We start from the raw sequence: 13,654 nt of genomic DNA on the forward strand, positions 1-13,654 counted from the left end.
TATCCATCCTTTGCATTAGTAAACGGGTTCGGGATGCTCCCGCAACGCCGTCAGCAAAGCCGCGGCACTCGCGCCGCGGCAATCCACAACTGTTTGAGCCCCGGCGGCACCTGCCAGCTCGACGACCCTAGGGCTTGGAACAAACAACGGCAACTGCGCGATTGTCGGCCAGGCATCACCGGCCATCTGGCGCAGGTGCTCGAAACCCTGTCCACTGCTGACCACCAGCCCGTTCAAGCGTTCCGCTTCGATCCGCCGCGACAGTTCGTTCGGGGGATAGGCCGGCAAGTCACGTCGATACAATTCCAGATACTCGACACTAGCACCAAGCTCACGCAGGCGCTCGGCGAGTAGCTCACGGCCGCCCTCTCCGCGCAGGATCAAGACCTGCGCCCCGGGCTGGCTCACCGCTGCACGCAGACGCGGCAATTGCAGCAAGGCTTCGCTGTCATCGCCGTCCGCCGGGAAGCTGACGTCCAGACCATAATCGCGAAGAATCTGTGCAGTCGCCGCGCCGACGCTGAACCAAGGCATCGTCAACGAGGGCGAGCCATCGAGCAGATCCAGCGCAATGCGTGCCGCCGGTTTGCTGACCACGATTACCGCGTTGCAACTCGGCAACTGCGCAATCGCCTGACGGATTTTGGCAGAGACCGGCAGCGGAACAATGTCCAGAAGCGGCAAACAGCTACTGAAAATCCCCTGCCCGGCCAACGTCTCGGCCAGCGCCACACAGTCTTCCGCAGGGCGCGTCAGCAGCAGGCGCCAGCCAGTCACTCGTTACCTGCCTCGCCGTAAACCGCTTTGAGAATATCGTCGGCGCCCTGGCTGAGCAGGTCTTCGGCGACCTTCACGCCCAACGCTTCGGCATCGGCACGCGGCGCCCGGGCTTCGGCGCTGAGCAGCTTGCCGCCACTCGGCTCACCGACCAGACCACGCAACCACAACTGCTCGCCTTCAAGTACGGCGTAGCAGGCGATCGGCACTTGGCAGCCGCCATTCAGATGTTTGTTGAGGGCACGTTCGGCGGTCACCCGCGACGTGGTATCGGCATGATGCAACGGTGCGAGCAAGGCGTGGATTTCAGTGTCGGCACTGCGGCATTCGATGCCGACTGCGCCTTGGCCACCGGCTGGCAGACTGTCATCGACGCTGATCGCCGAAGTGATGCGATCTTCGAAACCGAGGCGGATCAGACCGGCCGCAGCGAGGATGATCGCGTCGTACTCGCCAGCATCGAGCTTGGCCAGACGTGTATTGACGTTGCCGCGCAGGAAGCGGATTTGCAGGTCCGGACGACGGGTCAGCAACTGTGCCTGACGACGCAGGCTCGACGTGCCGACAATGCTGCCGGCAGGCAACGCCTCCAGGCTGGCATAGGTATTGGAAACGAAGGCATCGCGCGGATCTTCACGCTCGCAAATGCAGAACAGGCCGAGGCCTTCCGGGAAGTCCATCGGCACGTCTTTCATCGAGTGGACGGCAATGTCGGCTTCGTTTTCCAGCAGCGCAGTTTCCAGTTCCTTGACGAACAGGCCCTTGCCACCGATTTTCGACAGTGGCGAATCGAGCAGCTTGTCGCCGCGACTGACCATGGGCACCAGCGTCACCAGCAGGCCCGGGTGGGCCGCTTCCAGACGGGCTTTGACGTATTCGGCCTGCCAGAGGGCCAGCGCACTTTTACGGGTGGCGATGCGGATTTCGCGAGAGGACATGGATCAATCCGTACTGAATAGATACGGCGGATAATAACAGCTCAGCCAAATCCACTTTGACTTGAATCAGAAACGGCGCGGCCTCCCTGGCCGGCAATGCCTGGTAAAGGAAAGAGAGGCCGCCCGAAATGACCGGGCTACAGCCCCTGCATCATCTTGCGCACACCGGCCACATGCCGACGGCTGACAATCAGCGCATCACCATTGAGACCTTTGAGGAACAGCTGAAAATGTCCCAGTGGTGTGCGTTGCAGTCGTTCGATGCGGTCACGGGCGACCAGCGCGTTGCGGTGGATACGCACGAAGCGCTCGCCGAATTCGTCTTCAAGGGCTTTGAGCGGTTCGTCCAGCAGCACCTCGCCGGCTTCGTGACGCAGGGTCACGTATTTGTGGTCAGCGATGAAGTAGACCACCTGATCCAGCGGGATCAGTTCGATGCCTTTGCGGGTGCGGGCGCTGATGTGGCTGCGCGGGCCGGTGCCGCTTTCGGCAGCAGGACGGGTCAGGGCCGAGAGTTGCGCCCGATTGGGACGTTCAGCCCGTTTCAGGGCGTCATGCAGATGTTCGGTTCGCACGGGTTTCACCACATAGCCCACGGCGCTGGCCTGCAGGGCTTCCACGGCAAATTCATCGGGGCTGGTGCAAAACACCACGGCCGGCGGCGTTTCGCGTTCGCACAGACGGGCAGCGACTTGCAGGCCATCGAGGCCCGGCATGCGGATATCGAGCAGTACGATATCCGGCTTGTGGCTGTCGATCAGTACCAACGCCTCTTCGCCATTGGTGGCGCTGGGCTCCAGAACTGTATAACCCTCGAGCTCGCTCACCATTCGGCTGAGGCGCTCGCGAGCCAGTGGTTCGTCATCAACGATCAGGACATTCATATTGCGCTGGATTCCTGCGTGAGTCTCGCACAAGGATAGCGTAGACAGGTGAAGTGACGTCCGTCACCGCGATCCACGCTAAGACTAGCCCGAGCGCCAAAAAGTGCCGTACGTCGGCCAGCAATATTTGCCAGTGTCCGGGTCGTACTGCTCGAAGCCCGCTGTTTCCTGCGTTTCTCACGGGGATTGCCGAAGGACAATTACACCCACCCCCCTCTTCTTATAGTCGGCGGTCAGACCTTTGTGCGATCCGCAGCCGCGCCGACCCTTATGTCCTACTGTAGACGCTCGTCGGGCCGATATTGCTCAATCGAAAAATATCCTTGCGCAAATCCGCCAGGGCCAGCGCCGACTATGACTGAGCCGATGAGAAAAAAACGTATCGACCGGTGTCAGCGACAGTCTGGGCAACCCTGTTATTATCCGCGCCAGCGTTTCACGCCTTTTTTCTTCAAGCCGATACGAGCGAATTCATGAGCACTGACAAGACCAATCAGTCCTGGGGCGGCCGCTTCAGTGAACCCGTCGACGCCTTCGTCGCCCGCTTCACCGCCTCCGTCACTTTCGACCAGCGCCTGTATCGCCACGACATCATGGGCTCGATCGCCCACGCCACCATGCTGGCCAAGGTCGGCGTGCTGACCGATGCCGAGCGCGACAGCATCATCGATGGCCTGAAGACCATTCAGGGCGAAATCGAGGCCGGCCAGTTCGACTGGCGCATCGACCTCGAAGACGTGCACATGAACATCGAAGCACGCCTGACCGATCGCATTGGCGTCACCGGCAAAAAGCTGCACACCGGGCGCAGCCGCAACGACCAGGTCGCCACCGACATCCGCCTGTGGCTGCGTGACGAGATCGACCTGATCCTCGCTGAAATCACCCGCCTGCAAAAAGGCCTGCTGGAACAAGCCGAGCGCGAAGCCGCGAGCATCATGCCGGGCTTCACCCACCTGCAAACCGCGCAGCCAGTGACTTTCGGTCATCACATGCTGGCCTGGTTCGAAATGCTCAGCCGCGACTACGAGCGTCTGGTCGACTGCCGCAAGCGCACCAACCGCATGCCACTGGGCAGCGCCGCGCTGGCCGGCACCACCTACCCGATCGACCGTGAATACACCGCGCAACTGCTGGGTTTCGACGCCGTCGGCGGCAACTCGCTGGATAACGTGTCCGATCGTGACTTCGCCATCGAATTCTGCTCGGCCGCGAGCATCGCGATGATGCACTTGTCGCGCTTCTCCGAAGAGCTGGTGCTGTGGACCAGCGCGCAATTCCAGTTCATCGATCTGCCGGATCGTTTCTGCACCGGCAGCTCGATCATGCCGCAAAAGAAAAACCCTGACGTGCCAGAGCTGGTGCGTGGCAAGACCGGCCGTGTATTCGGCGCACTGATGGGCCTGCTGACCTTGATGAAAGGCCAACCGCTGGCCTACAACAAGGACAACCAGGAAGACAAAGAGCCGCTGTTCGACGCCGCCGACACCCTGCGCGACTCGCTGCGCGCCTTTGCCGACATGATCCCGGCGATCAAACCGAAGCACGCGATCATGCGTGAAGCGGCGCTGCGCGGTTTCTCCACCGCGACCGACCTGGCGGATTATCTGGTGCGCCGTGGTCTGCCGTTCCGTGATTGCCACGAAATCGTTGGCCACGCGGTGAAATACGGTGTGGACACTGGCAAGGATCTGGCCGAGATGAGCCTGGAAGAACTGCGCCAGTTCAGCGATCAGATCGAGCAGGATGTGTTTGCCGTGCTGACCCTGGAAGGCTCGGTGAATGCCCGTGACCATATCGGCGGGACTGCGCCGGCACAGGTCAAGGCAGCTGTGGTGCGCGGTCAGGCCCTGATCGCCAGCCGCTAAAGCAAAAGCTTCGCGAGCAGGCTCGCTCCCACAGTTGGATTTTTGTTGAACACAGAATTTGTGGCCGACAAAAATCCCCTGTGGGAGCGAGCCTGCTCGCGAATGCGATCTTCAGAACAGCAGAAAAATCACTTCTTCGCAGCAATCATCGCTAAAAACGCCGGCATCGCCGCTTCTTTGTCCGCCGCTATCCTCTGCACATGCGGATTCTGCTCAAGCCGCTCCAGCAACGCCTTCGCCTGCGGCATCTCCGCCAGTAAATCGATCCCGAACAGCTTCTGCCCGACCGCACAGGCCAGCGGCACGCTGTAAAGGAAGTACAAATCGGCAATACTCAAACTGTCGCCCGCCACGTACGGGGCGAATTTGCCATGCCGGCCCAGCGCCGCAAAACCCAGCAGCAATTCGGTTTTGGTTTTTTCCTTGATTGCCTCCGGCAGGGTCATGCCGAAGAACGCTTCGCCATAGCAGGCGCGTCCCGGCAGTTCGATGTACAGCTCGATTTCCTTGGCAATCGCCAACACCTGCGCGCGCTCGAACGGATCGCTCGGCAGCAGCGGCGTGCCTTTCTGGGTTTGCTCGAGGTATTCGAGGATGATCGCGGTTTCGTTGATGAAACCGGCGTCTACGCCGAGCACCGGGACCTTGCCGCGCGGGCTGATGGCCAGAGATTCCGGTGTCTGCGCCGGATAGAACGTGACCTCTTCGAACGGCAGGCCTTTTTCCAGCAGCGCCAGTTTGACCATGTTGTAGTAGTTGCTGACTGAGAATCCGTAGAGCTTGAACATCACATAGCCTCCAGGCCGTGCGGGGTGGGCAGGGCCTGTTTATAGATCGTGCAGGCGAATCGCGCCAGCAGCATCACCCCGCTGAATGCGGGTAAACTGGCGCCTTTCCATGAGGAGCCTGCCATGAGCGAGCCGACAGACATCGACAACGACGAAGAAGAGTTCACCGAGGCTACGTTGATCGAAGCCATCGAGAACCAGATCGAAAGCGACAACCCGCCAGCGGCCAAGGCAACCTTCAACAAGCTGACACTGGTCGGAACTGAGCGTGAAGAGATCCTCAACCTGATGGCGCACGTACTGGCCTACGAGATTGACGCGATGCTCGATGAAGACCGCGCATTTGATACCGAATGGTACGAAGCGGCGCTGCGTGCATTGCCAGAGCTGCCACCGGAAAAGCAGTAACCCCGATCCTGTAGGAGTGAGCCTGCTCGCGATAGCGTTCTGTCAGTGAAGAATATGCTGACAGGCACTCCGCTATCGCGAGCAGGCTCACTCCTACAATGTTTGTAACGTATCCATCCAGCCAACTCCCCGGCCCCGACTACACTGGAATTCGCCTCAAGACAAAATCCCTGATCTGAGCACTGGACATGCCGCAAAAGCGGGTTCACCTTAGGGACGCTGTCGTCCAATTCCTAGAAAGTCTGGAGTCCTTATGTCGCTTACCCCTGAGTTGGTTGCCGAACTGGAAGTCCTCGCACTCTTTCCCCTGGACAGTTCCCAGGAAGGTTTGAAAATTCATCAGACCGCTGCCCCGAAACATATTTCTGCCGCCAAACGCCTCTTTGAAAAAGACCTGACGGATCAGCCTGATGGCGGTTATCTGACCAGCCTCGGTCGCGATGCCGCACAAAATGTGCAAACCGTGCTGACCATTCTGAGAGAGCAAGAAACCGCCTGATTCTCCCCGACTTCGCCCACGGGAACTCCTGCCACGGGATTTCCGCGGGCCTGCCCGGTCGTCCGCGATAGAAATCTGACGTCAAAAAACAAATTCAGCTTAAAAGTCCCGCTGCGCAAAGGCTAAACTGCCTCCCATTCCGAGACCCTCTTCGTCCGAGCTTGCGAGCCGGTTTGAGCTGACATGACGCGCACCCACGAAATCCGCCCCGACCTGGACGAAGGCATCGACCGCAAGGTACTCAGCCAGCTGCGTGCGCGCTTTCTCAAACTCAATGAAGGGCGCTTAGGTCGCGCACTGGAAGGCTTGTCGACACGCCAACAAGGCGTACTGACACTGCTTCCGCTGTTTTTCCACGTCAATCACCCGCTGCTGCCGGGTTATGTCTCGAGCAGTACGCCGGCCGGGGTAGCCAATTACGAACCGGACGCCGATACACTCGCTGAAGCCCAACGCCTGACCCGCTCGTTCTCCTACAAACCGCGCCACGGCAGCAATCCACCGCGACCGATTCATGGCCTGTTTCTGATGGGCAGTCTCGGCACGCTGGCCCAGGCCGATCAGAGCGACATGGACGTGTGGGTCTGCCACGCGCCGGATCTGAGCGAAAGTGAGCTCGCCGAACTGAGCAAGAAATGTCAGCTGCTGGAAGCCTGGGCGGCGAGTCAGGGCGCCGAAGCGCATTTTTTCCTGATCGACCCGGAGCGTTTCGTCAAAGGCGAACGCGACACTCAACTCAGCTCGGAAAACTGCGGCAGCACTCAGCACTATCTGCTGCTCGACGAGTTTTATCGCACCGCGATCTGGCTGGCCGGACGTACACCGATCTGGTGGCTGGTGCCGGTTTACGAAGAAACCGCCTACGACCTTTACACCCATACCCTGCTGTCGAAGCGCTTTATCCGCGCTGACGAAACCCTGGATCTCGGCCATCTGGCGACGATTCCACCGGGAGAGTTCATCGGCGCCGGATTGTGGCAACTGTTCAAGGGCATCGAGTCACCGTACAAATCGGTACTCAAACTGCTGCTGACCGAGGTTTACGCCAGCGAACACCCACAGGTGCAGTGCTTGAGCCTGCGTTTCAAGAAAGCCGTGTTCGCCAATCAGCTCGATCTCGATGAGCTGGATCCGTACATGGTCGTGTACCGGCGCATCGAGGAGTACCTCACTGCGCGCAACGAACCGGAACGTCTGGAACTGGTGCGCCGCGCGCTGTACCTGAAGGTCAACCGCAAGCTCACCGGCAACAGCCGCACCCAGAGCTGGCAGCGCTCGCTGCTGGAACGGCTGGCCAGCGAATGGCATTGGGATCAGCGGCAACTGACACTGCTCGACAGCCGCAGCCAGTGGAAAGTCCGCCAGGTCAGCGCCGAACGCCGCGCGCTGGTCAATGAGCTGAACTACAGCTATCGCTTCCTGACCCAGTTCGCCCGCACCGAGCAGACCGTCAGCCTGATCAACAAGCGTGATCTCAATGTGCTCGGCCGCCGGCTCTACGCAGCCTTCGAGCGCAAGGCCGACAAGGTCGAGTTCATCAACCCCGGCATCGCCCCGGATCTGGCCGAAGACACCCTGACGCTGGTGCAGTCGCGCAATAAAAAGGAGCCCGGGCAAACCCAGTGGGGCCTGTATAACGGCAGCCTCACGGCGCTGGAGTGGGAACACTTCGCGCCGATCAAGCGCAGCCGCGAATTGCTTGAATTGCTGACATGGTGCCACCGCAACGGCGTGATCGACAGCAGCACCCGCCTGGCTTTGCATCCAGGCACCAGCGACCTGAGCGAGTTCGAGTTGTTCAACCTGCTCGGCAGCCTGCAACAGTGCATCGCCCTGCCCTTGCCTACAGTCGCCGAGGAGCCGCTGCTACGTGCCGCTGTGCCAAGCGAAGTGCTGATTCTGGTCAACGTCGGTATTGATCCGCTCAAACATCACCGCGACCTGAACATCCTGATGACCACCGAACGCACCGACTCGCTGAGTTACGCCGGCGTGCGCGAGAACCTCGTGCTGACGCTGGATCAGGTCACGCTCAACAGTTGGAACGAAGTGCTGGTCAACCGCTTTGACGGGCCGCATGCCTTGCTCGATTGCCTGCGCGATTACCTTAATAATCTGCCGCGCGGACCATTGCAGCCGACGCTAAAGGTGCGCTGTTTCTGCCACAACCGCGCGCAATTCATCGCCCGCCGCGTCGAGGAAATCATCGACACTGCGCAGAATCTGCTGCTCAGCGATTTGAATCACCGCTACCTGATCCAGGTGCAGCAGCACTATCACGTGCTGGAATTGGTGCCGGGCCAGGTCAACCACGTCGCCCTCGCCACCCTTCCGGCCCTGCTCGACTACCTCGGTGAAGAGCAGCCGCGCTACAGCCCGCTGCATCTGGATCCGATGGCGCTGGAGGATCACGACCTCGCACTGATCCTGCCGATGGGCCAGCCGGAATGTATTCAGGTGTTCTATCGGATCACCGAGCAACAGGCCGAGCTGTACGTGCTGGATGAGTTCAATGCGCTGTGGCAACAACATTTGCCTTACCACGACGAGCAGAGCCTGCTGGTGCCGTTGCAGCGCTTCCTGCAATCGATCCTGTTCCGCCGTGAAGCCGTGCTACCGATGGACGCCGGCCCGGATGTCCGCCTCGAAACTTTGTATTACCAGTTATTGCCATCGGGCCCGCAACGCGCGCGCCGGGTCGAAGCGCGGCCGGCACCGCAGACACCCGTGAACAAGCCGTTCTACGACGTGCAGGCGATCGTCGGCAAAGCCGCACCGGGCGAAGTGCAGGTCACCCTGTATTGCAATCAACGGGAATTCAGCGAGCTGGAACATGGCGACCAGCTATTCAGCGTGGTCGCCCGGGAGATCGTCGAGCAGCGCCGCGACAGCGAACGCTATCGCTGCTACATCACCGACCTCGACCTTTCAGGCCTGCTCGGTGACGGGCAAAGTTCAAGCAATCTGTATCTGCGCTACAAGGCTGACCTGGAGCGCGCCCTGAACGAGGCGCTCGAACAGGTCTGAGGCGGATTACTCGGGAAACGCGCCACCGTTGGCTGGTTGCGATTCGACTTCCAGCAAAGTCAGTTTGAGGGTCTTGCCACCGGGTGCCGGCCAGTCGATGTGCTGACCGACTTTCAGGCCCAGCAACGCGCTGCCGACCGGAGCCAGGATCGAGATCTTGCCTTCATCGGCGTTGGCATCCTTCGGATAGACCAGCGTCAGGTGATAGTCCTTGCCACTGCCTTCTTCGCGGCAATGCACACGGGAATTCATCGTCACGACATCGGCGGGCACTTCATCGTGGCCGACCACGGTATCGGCGCGGTCCAGCTCGGTTTGCAGCGCAATCACGCCCGGCGCAGCCTGGTCTTTATCGTTCAGGCTATCGATCAGGCGCTCCAGACGTTGCACGTCCAGACGGGTAAGGGTGATGGAAGGTGCGGTCATGATCCGGGCAGACTCCTTTCTTCTGCACACAAAAAAAGCAAAACCCCGCCAAAAAAGACGGGGTTTTCACCAAGCCTCGATGGGTTGAGGCGTGTTCGGACACTATCACAGCTCAAAAAATATACAAGTCACCCACCCGGCAGCTCCTACATTGAGGAGTTGCGGCGGTCTGCGGCTTGGGCGCAGATGACCCGACGGCGTTGATCGTCCGCCGAACGCCACTCGCGAATGTCTTCGACATGGCGGAAGCAGCCGAGGCAGACCTTTTGCTCATCCAGCCGGCATACACCGCTGCACGGCGAAGGCACTGCCGGGCTGATGTTGCTGTAAAGCGGCTTCGGCGGACGAACAGGAGCGGTGTCAGTCACGGAATCACAGACCTTCGAAGTCGAATTCAGCGCCAGCCTGTTGCTTGACGATGCGCTCGAGCATTTCGCCCAGTTGCTCTTCGCTCTTGTCGCACATCCAGCGCTCGCTTTCTTCGTCGTAGTCGAAGTGGAAACCACCGGACACCGCCGCCAGCCACAGCTGACGCAGCGGCTCCTGACGGCTGAAGATCAGCTGCGAGCCGTTTTCGAACTTGACGGTCAGCACACCGGCCGAACTTTCCAGATCGATATCCAGGTCGCTCTCGTCAAAGATGTCTTCCAGTTTTTCCTGGGTTTCATCGACCAGATCGTGGAAACGGGCTTCGGACAAACTCATTGCGGCAACCTCAAAAAATGTTCTGATCAGGCTCAAGCGCCGAAAGATACGGACGCTGCCGGCCGATTGCAAAGATTAACGACCAAGCACCCTGCCCCACTCCTGACACCAAACCCTTGTAGGAGTGAGCCTGCTCGCGATAGCGGTGTGTCAGTCAGCATATAGGCATCTGACACTCCGCTATCACGAGCAGGCTCACTCCTACAGGAGATTGCGGCGGTTCGGGCAGCTTTAGGCAAGCCCCGCCGGACGGGAACCCCCTCGCATAGGCAAGCCGCCGGGTGGCCGGTATACTCCGGCGCAATTAACGCATTTTCAAGGATTTCGCCATGAAGCGCCTGATCTCTTCCCTTGCTGCGCTCGTCGCGGTCGCCTGCCTCGTTTCGGCCTGTGGTCAAAAAGGCCCGCTGTACCTGCCGGATGACGATCAGGACCCGGCCGAACAAGCCCAGTCTTCGCAGAAGCAGCCGTCCAAAGCACACAAGCACGACGTTTACCAATAAGGGATCGCCATGGACGCTTTTAACTACCGTGGCGGGGAGTTGTTCGCGGAAGGTGTGGCGCTGTCCGCCATCGCCGACCGCTTCGGCACGCCCACCTATGTCTACTCGCGCGCGCACATCGAAGCCCAGTATCTGGCTTACGCCGATGCACTGGCCGGCATGCCGCATCTGGTCTGCTTTGCGGTCAAAGCCAACTCCAACCTCGGCGTGCTGAATGTCCTGGCACGTCTGGGCGCCGGATTCGACATCGTTTCCCGTGGCGAGCTGGAACGCGTACTGGCCGCTGGCGGCAGCGCTGACAAGATCGTCTTCTCCGGTGTCGGCAAGACCCGTGACGACATGCGTCGCGCGCTGGAAGTCGGCGTGCACTGCTTCAACGTCGAGTCCACCGACGAGCTCGAGCGCCTGCAAGTGGTTGCCGCCGAACTGGGTGTTCGCGCACCGGTGTCGCTGCGTGTGAACCCGGACGTCGATGCTGGCACCCACCCGTACATTTCCACCGGTCTCAAAGAGAACAAGTTCGGCATCGCCATTGCCGACGCCGAAGACGTGTACGTGCGTGCCGCGCATCTGCCAAACCTGGAAGTAGTGGGCGTTGACTGCCACATCGGTTCGCAACTGACCACGCTGCCGCCATTCCTCGACGCACTTGATCGCCTGCTGGATCTGGTCGATCGCCTCGGCGACTGCGGCATTCACCTGCGCCACATCGATCTCGGTGGTGGTTTGGGCGTGCGTTATCGCGATGAAGAGCCGCCATTGGCTGCCGACTACATCAAAGCCGTGCGCGAGCGTCTGAACGGTCGTGATCTGGCGCTGGTGTTCGAGCCAGGCCGTTTCATCGTTGCCAACGCCGGCGTGCTGCTGACTCAGGTCGAGTACCTCAAGCACACCGAGCACAAAGACTTCGCCATCGTCGACGCGGCGATGAACGACCTGATCCGCCCGGCGCTGTATCAGGCGTGGATGGACGTTACGGCGGTCAAACCGCGTGACACCGCTGCGCGCAAATACGACATCGTTGGCCCGATCTGCGAAACCGGTGACTTCCTCGCCAAGGACCGCGAATTGGCCCTGGCCGAAGGCGATCTGCTGGCCGTGCATTCGGCCGGTGCCTACGGCTTTGTGATGAGCTCCAACTACAACACCCGTGGCCGTGCCGCTGAAGTGTTGGTAGACGGTGATCAGGTTTTTGAAGTGCGCCGCCGCGAAACCGTGGCCGAGCTGTTTGCCGGCGAAAGCCTGCTGCCGGAGTAACCCATGCTGCTGCGTTTTACTAAAATGCACGGCTTGGGCAATGACTTCATGGTTCTCGACCTGGTCAGCCAGCACGCGCACATTCAGCCAAAACACGCCAAGCAATGGGGCGATCGGCACACCGGTATCGGTTTCGACCAGTTGCTGATCGTCGAGGCGCCGAGCAACCCGGACGTGGATTTCCGTTACCGGATCTTCAATTCCGATGGCTCGGAAGTCGAGCAATGCGGCAACGGCGCGCGCTGCTTTGCGCGCTTCGTGCTCGACAAGCGTCTGACCGCCAAGCGGCAGATCCGCGTCGAGACCAAGGGCGGCATCATCGAACTGGACGTGCGTAACGACGGCCAGATCGGTGTGAACATGGGCGCTCCGCGTCTGGTGCCGGCGGACATTCCGTTCGAAGCGCCGGCGCAGGCCATCAGCTATCAGCTGGAAGTCGACGGCACCACCGTCGAACTGGCCGCCGTGTCGATGGGCAACCCGCACGCGGTATTACGCGTGCAAGACATCAACAGCGCACCGGTGCATGAACTGGGGCCGAAAATCGAACATCACCCGCGCTTCCCCGCGCGAGTGAACGTCGGTTTTCTCCAGGTCATCGACCGTAACCGCGCGCAATTGCGCGTGTGGGAACGCGGTGCCGGGGAAACCCAGGCCTGCGGTACCGGCGCGTGTGCAGCGGCTGTCGCTGCGATCAGCCAGGGGTGGATGGATTCGCCGCTATTGATCGACCTGCCCGGCGGGCGTCTGTCCATTGAATGGGCAGGCCCTGGCCAACCGGTACTGATGACCGGTCCGGCAGTGCGTGTATACGAAGGACAAGTACGTCTTTGAGTGAGCAGAAATCATGACCGATAAGCCTCAGGTACCCGCCCGACAGTCCGACGAATCAGCGTCCGAGAGCCTGGAGGCGGCAGCGGTTGCCGCATACCTCGAGGCGCATCCGGATTTCTTCGTCGAACACGAAGAACTGCTGCCCGCGATGCGCATTCCTCACCAGCGTGGTGATACCGTTTCGCTGGTCGAGCGGCAGATGACCATTCTGCGCGACCGCAACATCGAGATGCGCCACCGCCTCTCGCAGTTGATGGACGTCGCCCGCGACAACGATCGCCTGTTCGACAAGACTCGTCGCCTGATCCTCGCCCTGATGGACGCCTCCAGTCTTGAAGACGTGGTGATCAGCGTCGAAGACAGTCTGCGCCAGGACTTTCAGGTGCCTTTTGTCAGTCTGATCCTGCTCGGTGACAACCCGGCGCCGGTCGGCCGTTGGGTCAGCCACGCTGACGCCCAAGTCGCCATCGGCGGCCTGCTCACCGAAGGCAAAAGCGTCAGCGGTAGCCTGCGCGAGCATGAACTGGACTTCCTCTTCGGCGAAGAACAGCGCAAGCAGATCGGCTCCACCGCTGTGGTCGCGGTCAGCCATCAAGGCATCCATGGGATTCTGGCGATCGCCAGCCGTGATCCGCAGCACTACAAGAGTTCGGTCGGTACGCTGTTCCTCAGCTACATCGCCGAAGTCATGGGCCGCGTGCTGCCACGGGTCAACAGCTCCCTGCGCTCGGTACGCTGAG

General features: G+C 60.5%; 15 protein-coding genes. 8 read left to right on the top strand and 7 right to left on the bottom strand.

Annotated features, from left to right (window positions below; genetic code table 11):
* Positions 1 to 15: 15 nt before the first annotated feature.
* The 3 genes from PspS49_RS28515 to PspS49_RS28525 all read right to left on the bottom strand — a co-directional run bounded on the left by PspS49_RS28515 (position 16) and on the right by PspS49_RS28525 (position 2,599).
* Positions 16 to 777 (bottom strand): uroporphyrinogen-III synthase, encoded by a 762-nt coding sequence (locus PspS49_RS28515; protein ID WP_127930201.1) that lies wholly within the window; start codon positions 775 to 777, stop codon positions 16 to 18.
* A complete protein-coding gene (hemC, locus tag PspS49_RS28520; RefSeq protein WP_127930202.1) occupies positions 774 to 1,715 on the bottom strand; it encodes a hydroxymethylbilane synthase in 942 nt (313 codons plus the stop codon). Before hemC ends, PspS49_RS28515 begins: the two co-directional genes overlap by 4 nt.
* A 137-nt stretch (positions 1,716 to 1,852) precedes the next feature.
* Positions 1,853 to 2,599, bottom strand: a complete 747-nt coding sequence (locus PspS49_RS28525) for a LytTR family DNA-binding domain-containing protein (protein WP_127930203.1) — start codon at positions 2,597 to 2,599, stop codon at positions 1,853 to 1,855.
* A gap of 473 nt (positions 2,600 to 3,072) precedes the next feature.
* Between PspS49_RS28525 and argH the strand changes: the two genes are divergently transcribed.
* Positions 3,073 to 4,467: an argininosuccinate lyase gene (argH, locus tag PspS49_RS28530; protein ID WP_007911110.1), complete on the top strand. Its 1,395-nt coding sequence runs from the start codon at positions 3,073 to 3,075 to the stop codon at positions 4,465 to 4,467.
* A gap of 128 nt (positions 4,468 to 4,595) precedes the next feature.
* Here the strand turns inward: argH and PspS49_RS28535 are convergent, their stop codons facing one another.
* Positions 4,596 to 5,255, bottom strand: a complete 660-nt coding sequence (locus PspS49_RS28535; RefSeq protein WP_150749826.1) for a glutathione S-transferase — start codon at positions 5,253 to 5,255, stop codon at positions 4,596 to 4,598.
* Between the two features lie 123 nt (positions 5,256 to 5,378).
* Between PspS49_RS28535 and PspS49_RS28540 the strand changes: the two genes are divergently transcribed.
* The 3 genes from PspS49_RS28540 (at position 5,379) to PspS49_RS28550 (ending at position 9,189) form a co-directional block, all read left to right on the top strand.
* Positions 5,379 to 5,663 (top strand): hypothetical protein, encoded by a 285-nt coding sequence (locus tag PspS49_RS28540; protein WP_122596690.1) that lies wholly within the window; start codon positions 5,379 to 5,381, stop codon positions 5,661 to 5,663.
* A 253-nt stretch (positions 5,664 to 5,916) separates the two neighbouring features.
* Positions 5,917 to 6,162, top strand: coding sequence for a TIGR02647 family protein (locus PspS49_RS28545; RefSeq protein WP_008084565.1), 246 nt, complete (start codon positions 5,917 to 5,919; stop codon positions 6,160 to 6,162).
* A gap of 183 nt (positions 6,163 to 6,345) precedes the next feature.
* Complete coding sequence (locus PspS49_RS28550) at positions 6,346 to 9,189, top strand: class I adenylate cyclase (protein WP_160042305.1); 2,844 nt, start codon at positions 6,346 to 6,348, stop codon at positions 9,187 to 9,189.
* 6 nt (positions 9,190 to 9,195) lie between these two features.
* Here the strand turns inward: PspS49_RS28550 and rnk are convergent, their stop codons facing one another.
* From rnk to cyaY, 3 genes are all read right to left on the bottom strand, one after another.
* Positions 9,196 to 9,615 (bottom strand): nucleoside diphosphate kinase regulator, encoded by a 420-nt coding sequence (gene rnk / locus PspS49_RS28555; RefSeq protein ID WP_016985881.1) that lies wholly within the window; start codon positions 9,613 to 9,615, stop codon positions 9,196 to 9,198.
* Positions 9,616 to 9,761: 146 nt separating this feature from the next.
* The gene (locus PspS49_RS28560; RefSeq protein WP_134175979.1) at positions 9,762 to 9,983 is read right to left on the bottom strand and encodes a DUF1289 domain-containing protein; all 222 of its coding nucleotides are present in this window, start codon (positions 9,981 to 9,983) and stop codon (positions 9,762 to 9,764) included.
* 4 nt (positions 9,984 to 9,987) lie between these two features.
* On the bottom strand, positions 9,988 to 10,320 hold the full coding sequence (gene cyaY / locus PspS49_RS28565) for an iron donor protein CyaY (protein WP_077575013.1): 333 nt from the start codon (positions 10,318 to 10,320) through the stop codon (positions 9,988 to 9,990).
* Positions 10,321 to 10,649: 329 nt separating this feature from the next.
* Here cyaY and PspS49_RS28570 point away from each other — a divergent pair, with 329 nt between their 5' ends.
* Genes PspS49_RS28570 through PspS49_RS28585 form a run of 4 tightly spaced genes read left to right on the top strand, consistent with a single transcriptional unit; the run spans position 10,650 to position 13,653 of the window.
* Positions 10,650 to 10,823 (top strand): lipoprotein, encoded by a 174-nt coding sequence (locus PspS49_RS28570; protein WP_007911098.1) that lies wholly within the window; start codon positions 10,650 to 10,652, stop codon positions 10,821 to 10,823.
* A 9-nt stretch (positions 10,824 to 10,832) separates the two neighbouring features.
* Positions 10,833 to 12,080: a diaminopimelate decarboxylase gene (lysA, locus tag PspS49_RS28575; protein WP_064389521.1), complete on the top strand. Its 1,248-nt coding sequence runs from the start codon at positions 10,833 to 10,835 to the stop codon at positions 12,078 to 12,080.
* A gap of 3 nt (positions 12,081 to 12,083) precedes the next feature.
* Positions 12,084 to 12,914: a diaminopimelate epimerase gene (gene dapF, locus PspS49_RS28580; RefSeq protein ID WP_008084573.1), complete on the top strand. Its 831-nt coding sequence runs from the start codon at positions 12,084 to 12,086 to the stop codon at positions 12,912 to 12,914.
* 13 nt (positions 12,915 to 12,927) lie between these two features.
* Entirely contained in the window at positions 12,928 to 13,653 is a 726-nt protein-coding gene (locus tag PspS49_RS28585; protein ID WP_127930209.1) for a DUF484 family protein, read from the top strand.
* Position 13,654 lies beyond the last annotated feature (1 nt).

Source organism: Pseudomonas sp. S49, assembly GCF_009866785.1.
In the GTDB taxonomy this organism is placed as follows: domain Bacteria; phylum Pseudomonadota; class Gammaproteobacteria; order Pseudomonadales; family Pseudomonadaceae; genus Aquipseudomonas.

What these genes read in the sequence shown, in the direction of transcription:
- dapF (WP_008084573.1), top strand. Translation starts at nt 12,084, where the DNA reads ATGCTGCTGCGTTTTACTAAAATGCACGGCTTGGGCAATGACTTCATG.
- PspS49_RS28585 (WP_127930209.1), top strand. Translation starts at nt 12,928, where the DNA reads ATGACCGATAAGCCTCAGGTACCCGCCCGACAGTCCGACGAATCAGCG.
- PspS49_RS28545 (WP_008084565.1), top strand. Translation starts at nt 5,917, where the DNA reads ATGTCGCTTACCCCTGAGTTGGTTGCCGAACTGGAAGTCCTCGCACTC.
- PspS49_RS28570 (WP_007911098.1), top strand. Translation starts at nt 10,650, where the DNA reads ATGAAGCGCCTGATCTCTTCCCTTGCTGCGCTCGTCGCGGTCGCCTGC.
- hemC (WP_127930202.1), bottom strand. Translation starts at nt 1,715, where the DNA reads ATGTCCTCTCGCGAAATCCGCATCGCCACCCGTAAAAGTGCGCTGGCC.
- PspS49_RS28535 (WP_150749826.1), bottom strand. Translation starts at nt 5,255, where the DNA reads ATGTTCAAGCTCTACGGATTCTCAGTCAGCAACTACTACAACATGGTC.
- PspS49_RS28525 (WP_127930203.1), bottom strand. Translation starts at nt 2,599, where the DNA reads ATGAATGTCCTGATCGTTGATGACGAACCACTGGCTCGCGAGCGCCTC.
- PspS49_RS28540 (WP_122596690.1), top strand. Translation starts at nt 5,379, where the DNA reads ATGAGCGAGCCGACAGACATCGACAACGACGAAGAAGAGTTCACCGAG.
- lysA (WP_064389521.1), top strand. Translation starts at nt 10,833, where the DNA reads ATGGACGCTTTTAACTACCGTGGCGGGGAGTTGTTCGCGGAAGGTGTG.
- PspS49_RS28550 (WP_160042305.1), top strand. Translation starts at nt 6,346, where the DNA reads ATGACGCGCACCCACGAAATCCGCCCCGACCTGGACGAAGGCATCGAC.
- argH (WP_007911110.1), top strand. Translation starts at nt 3,073, where the DNA reads ATGAGCACTGACAAGACCAATCAGTCCTGGGGCGGCCGCTTCAGTGAA.
- rnk (WP_016985881.1), bottom strand. Translation starts at nt 9,615, where the DNA reads ATGACCGCACCTTCCATCACCCTTACCCGTCTGGACGTGCAACGTCTG.
- cyaY (WP_077575013.1), bottom strand. Translation starts at nt 10,320, where the DNA reads ATGAGTTTGTCCGAAGCCCGTTTCCACGATCTGGTCGATGAAACCCAG.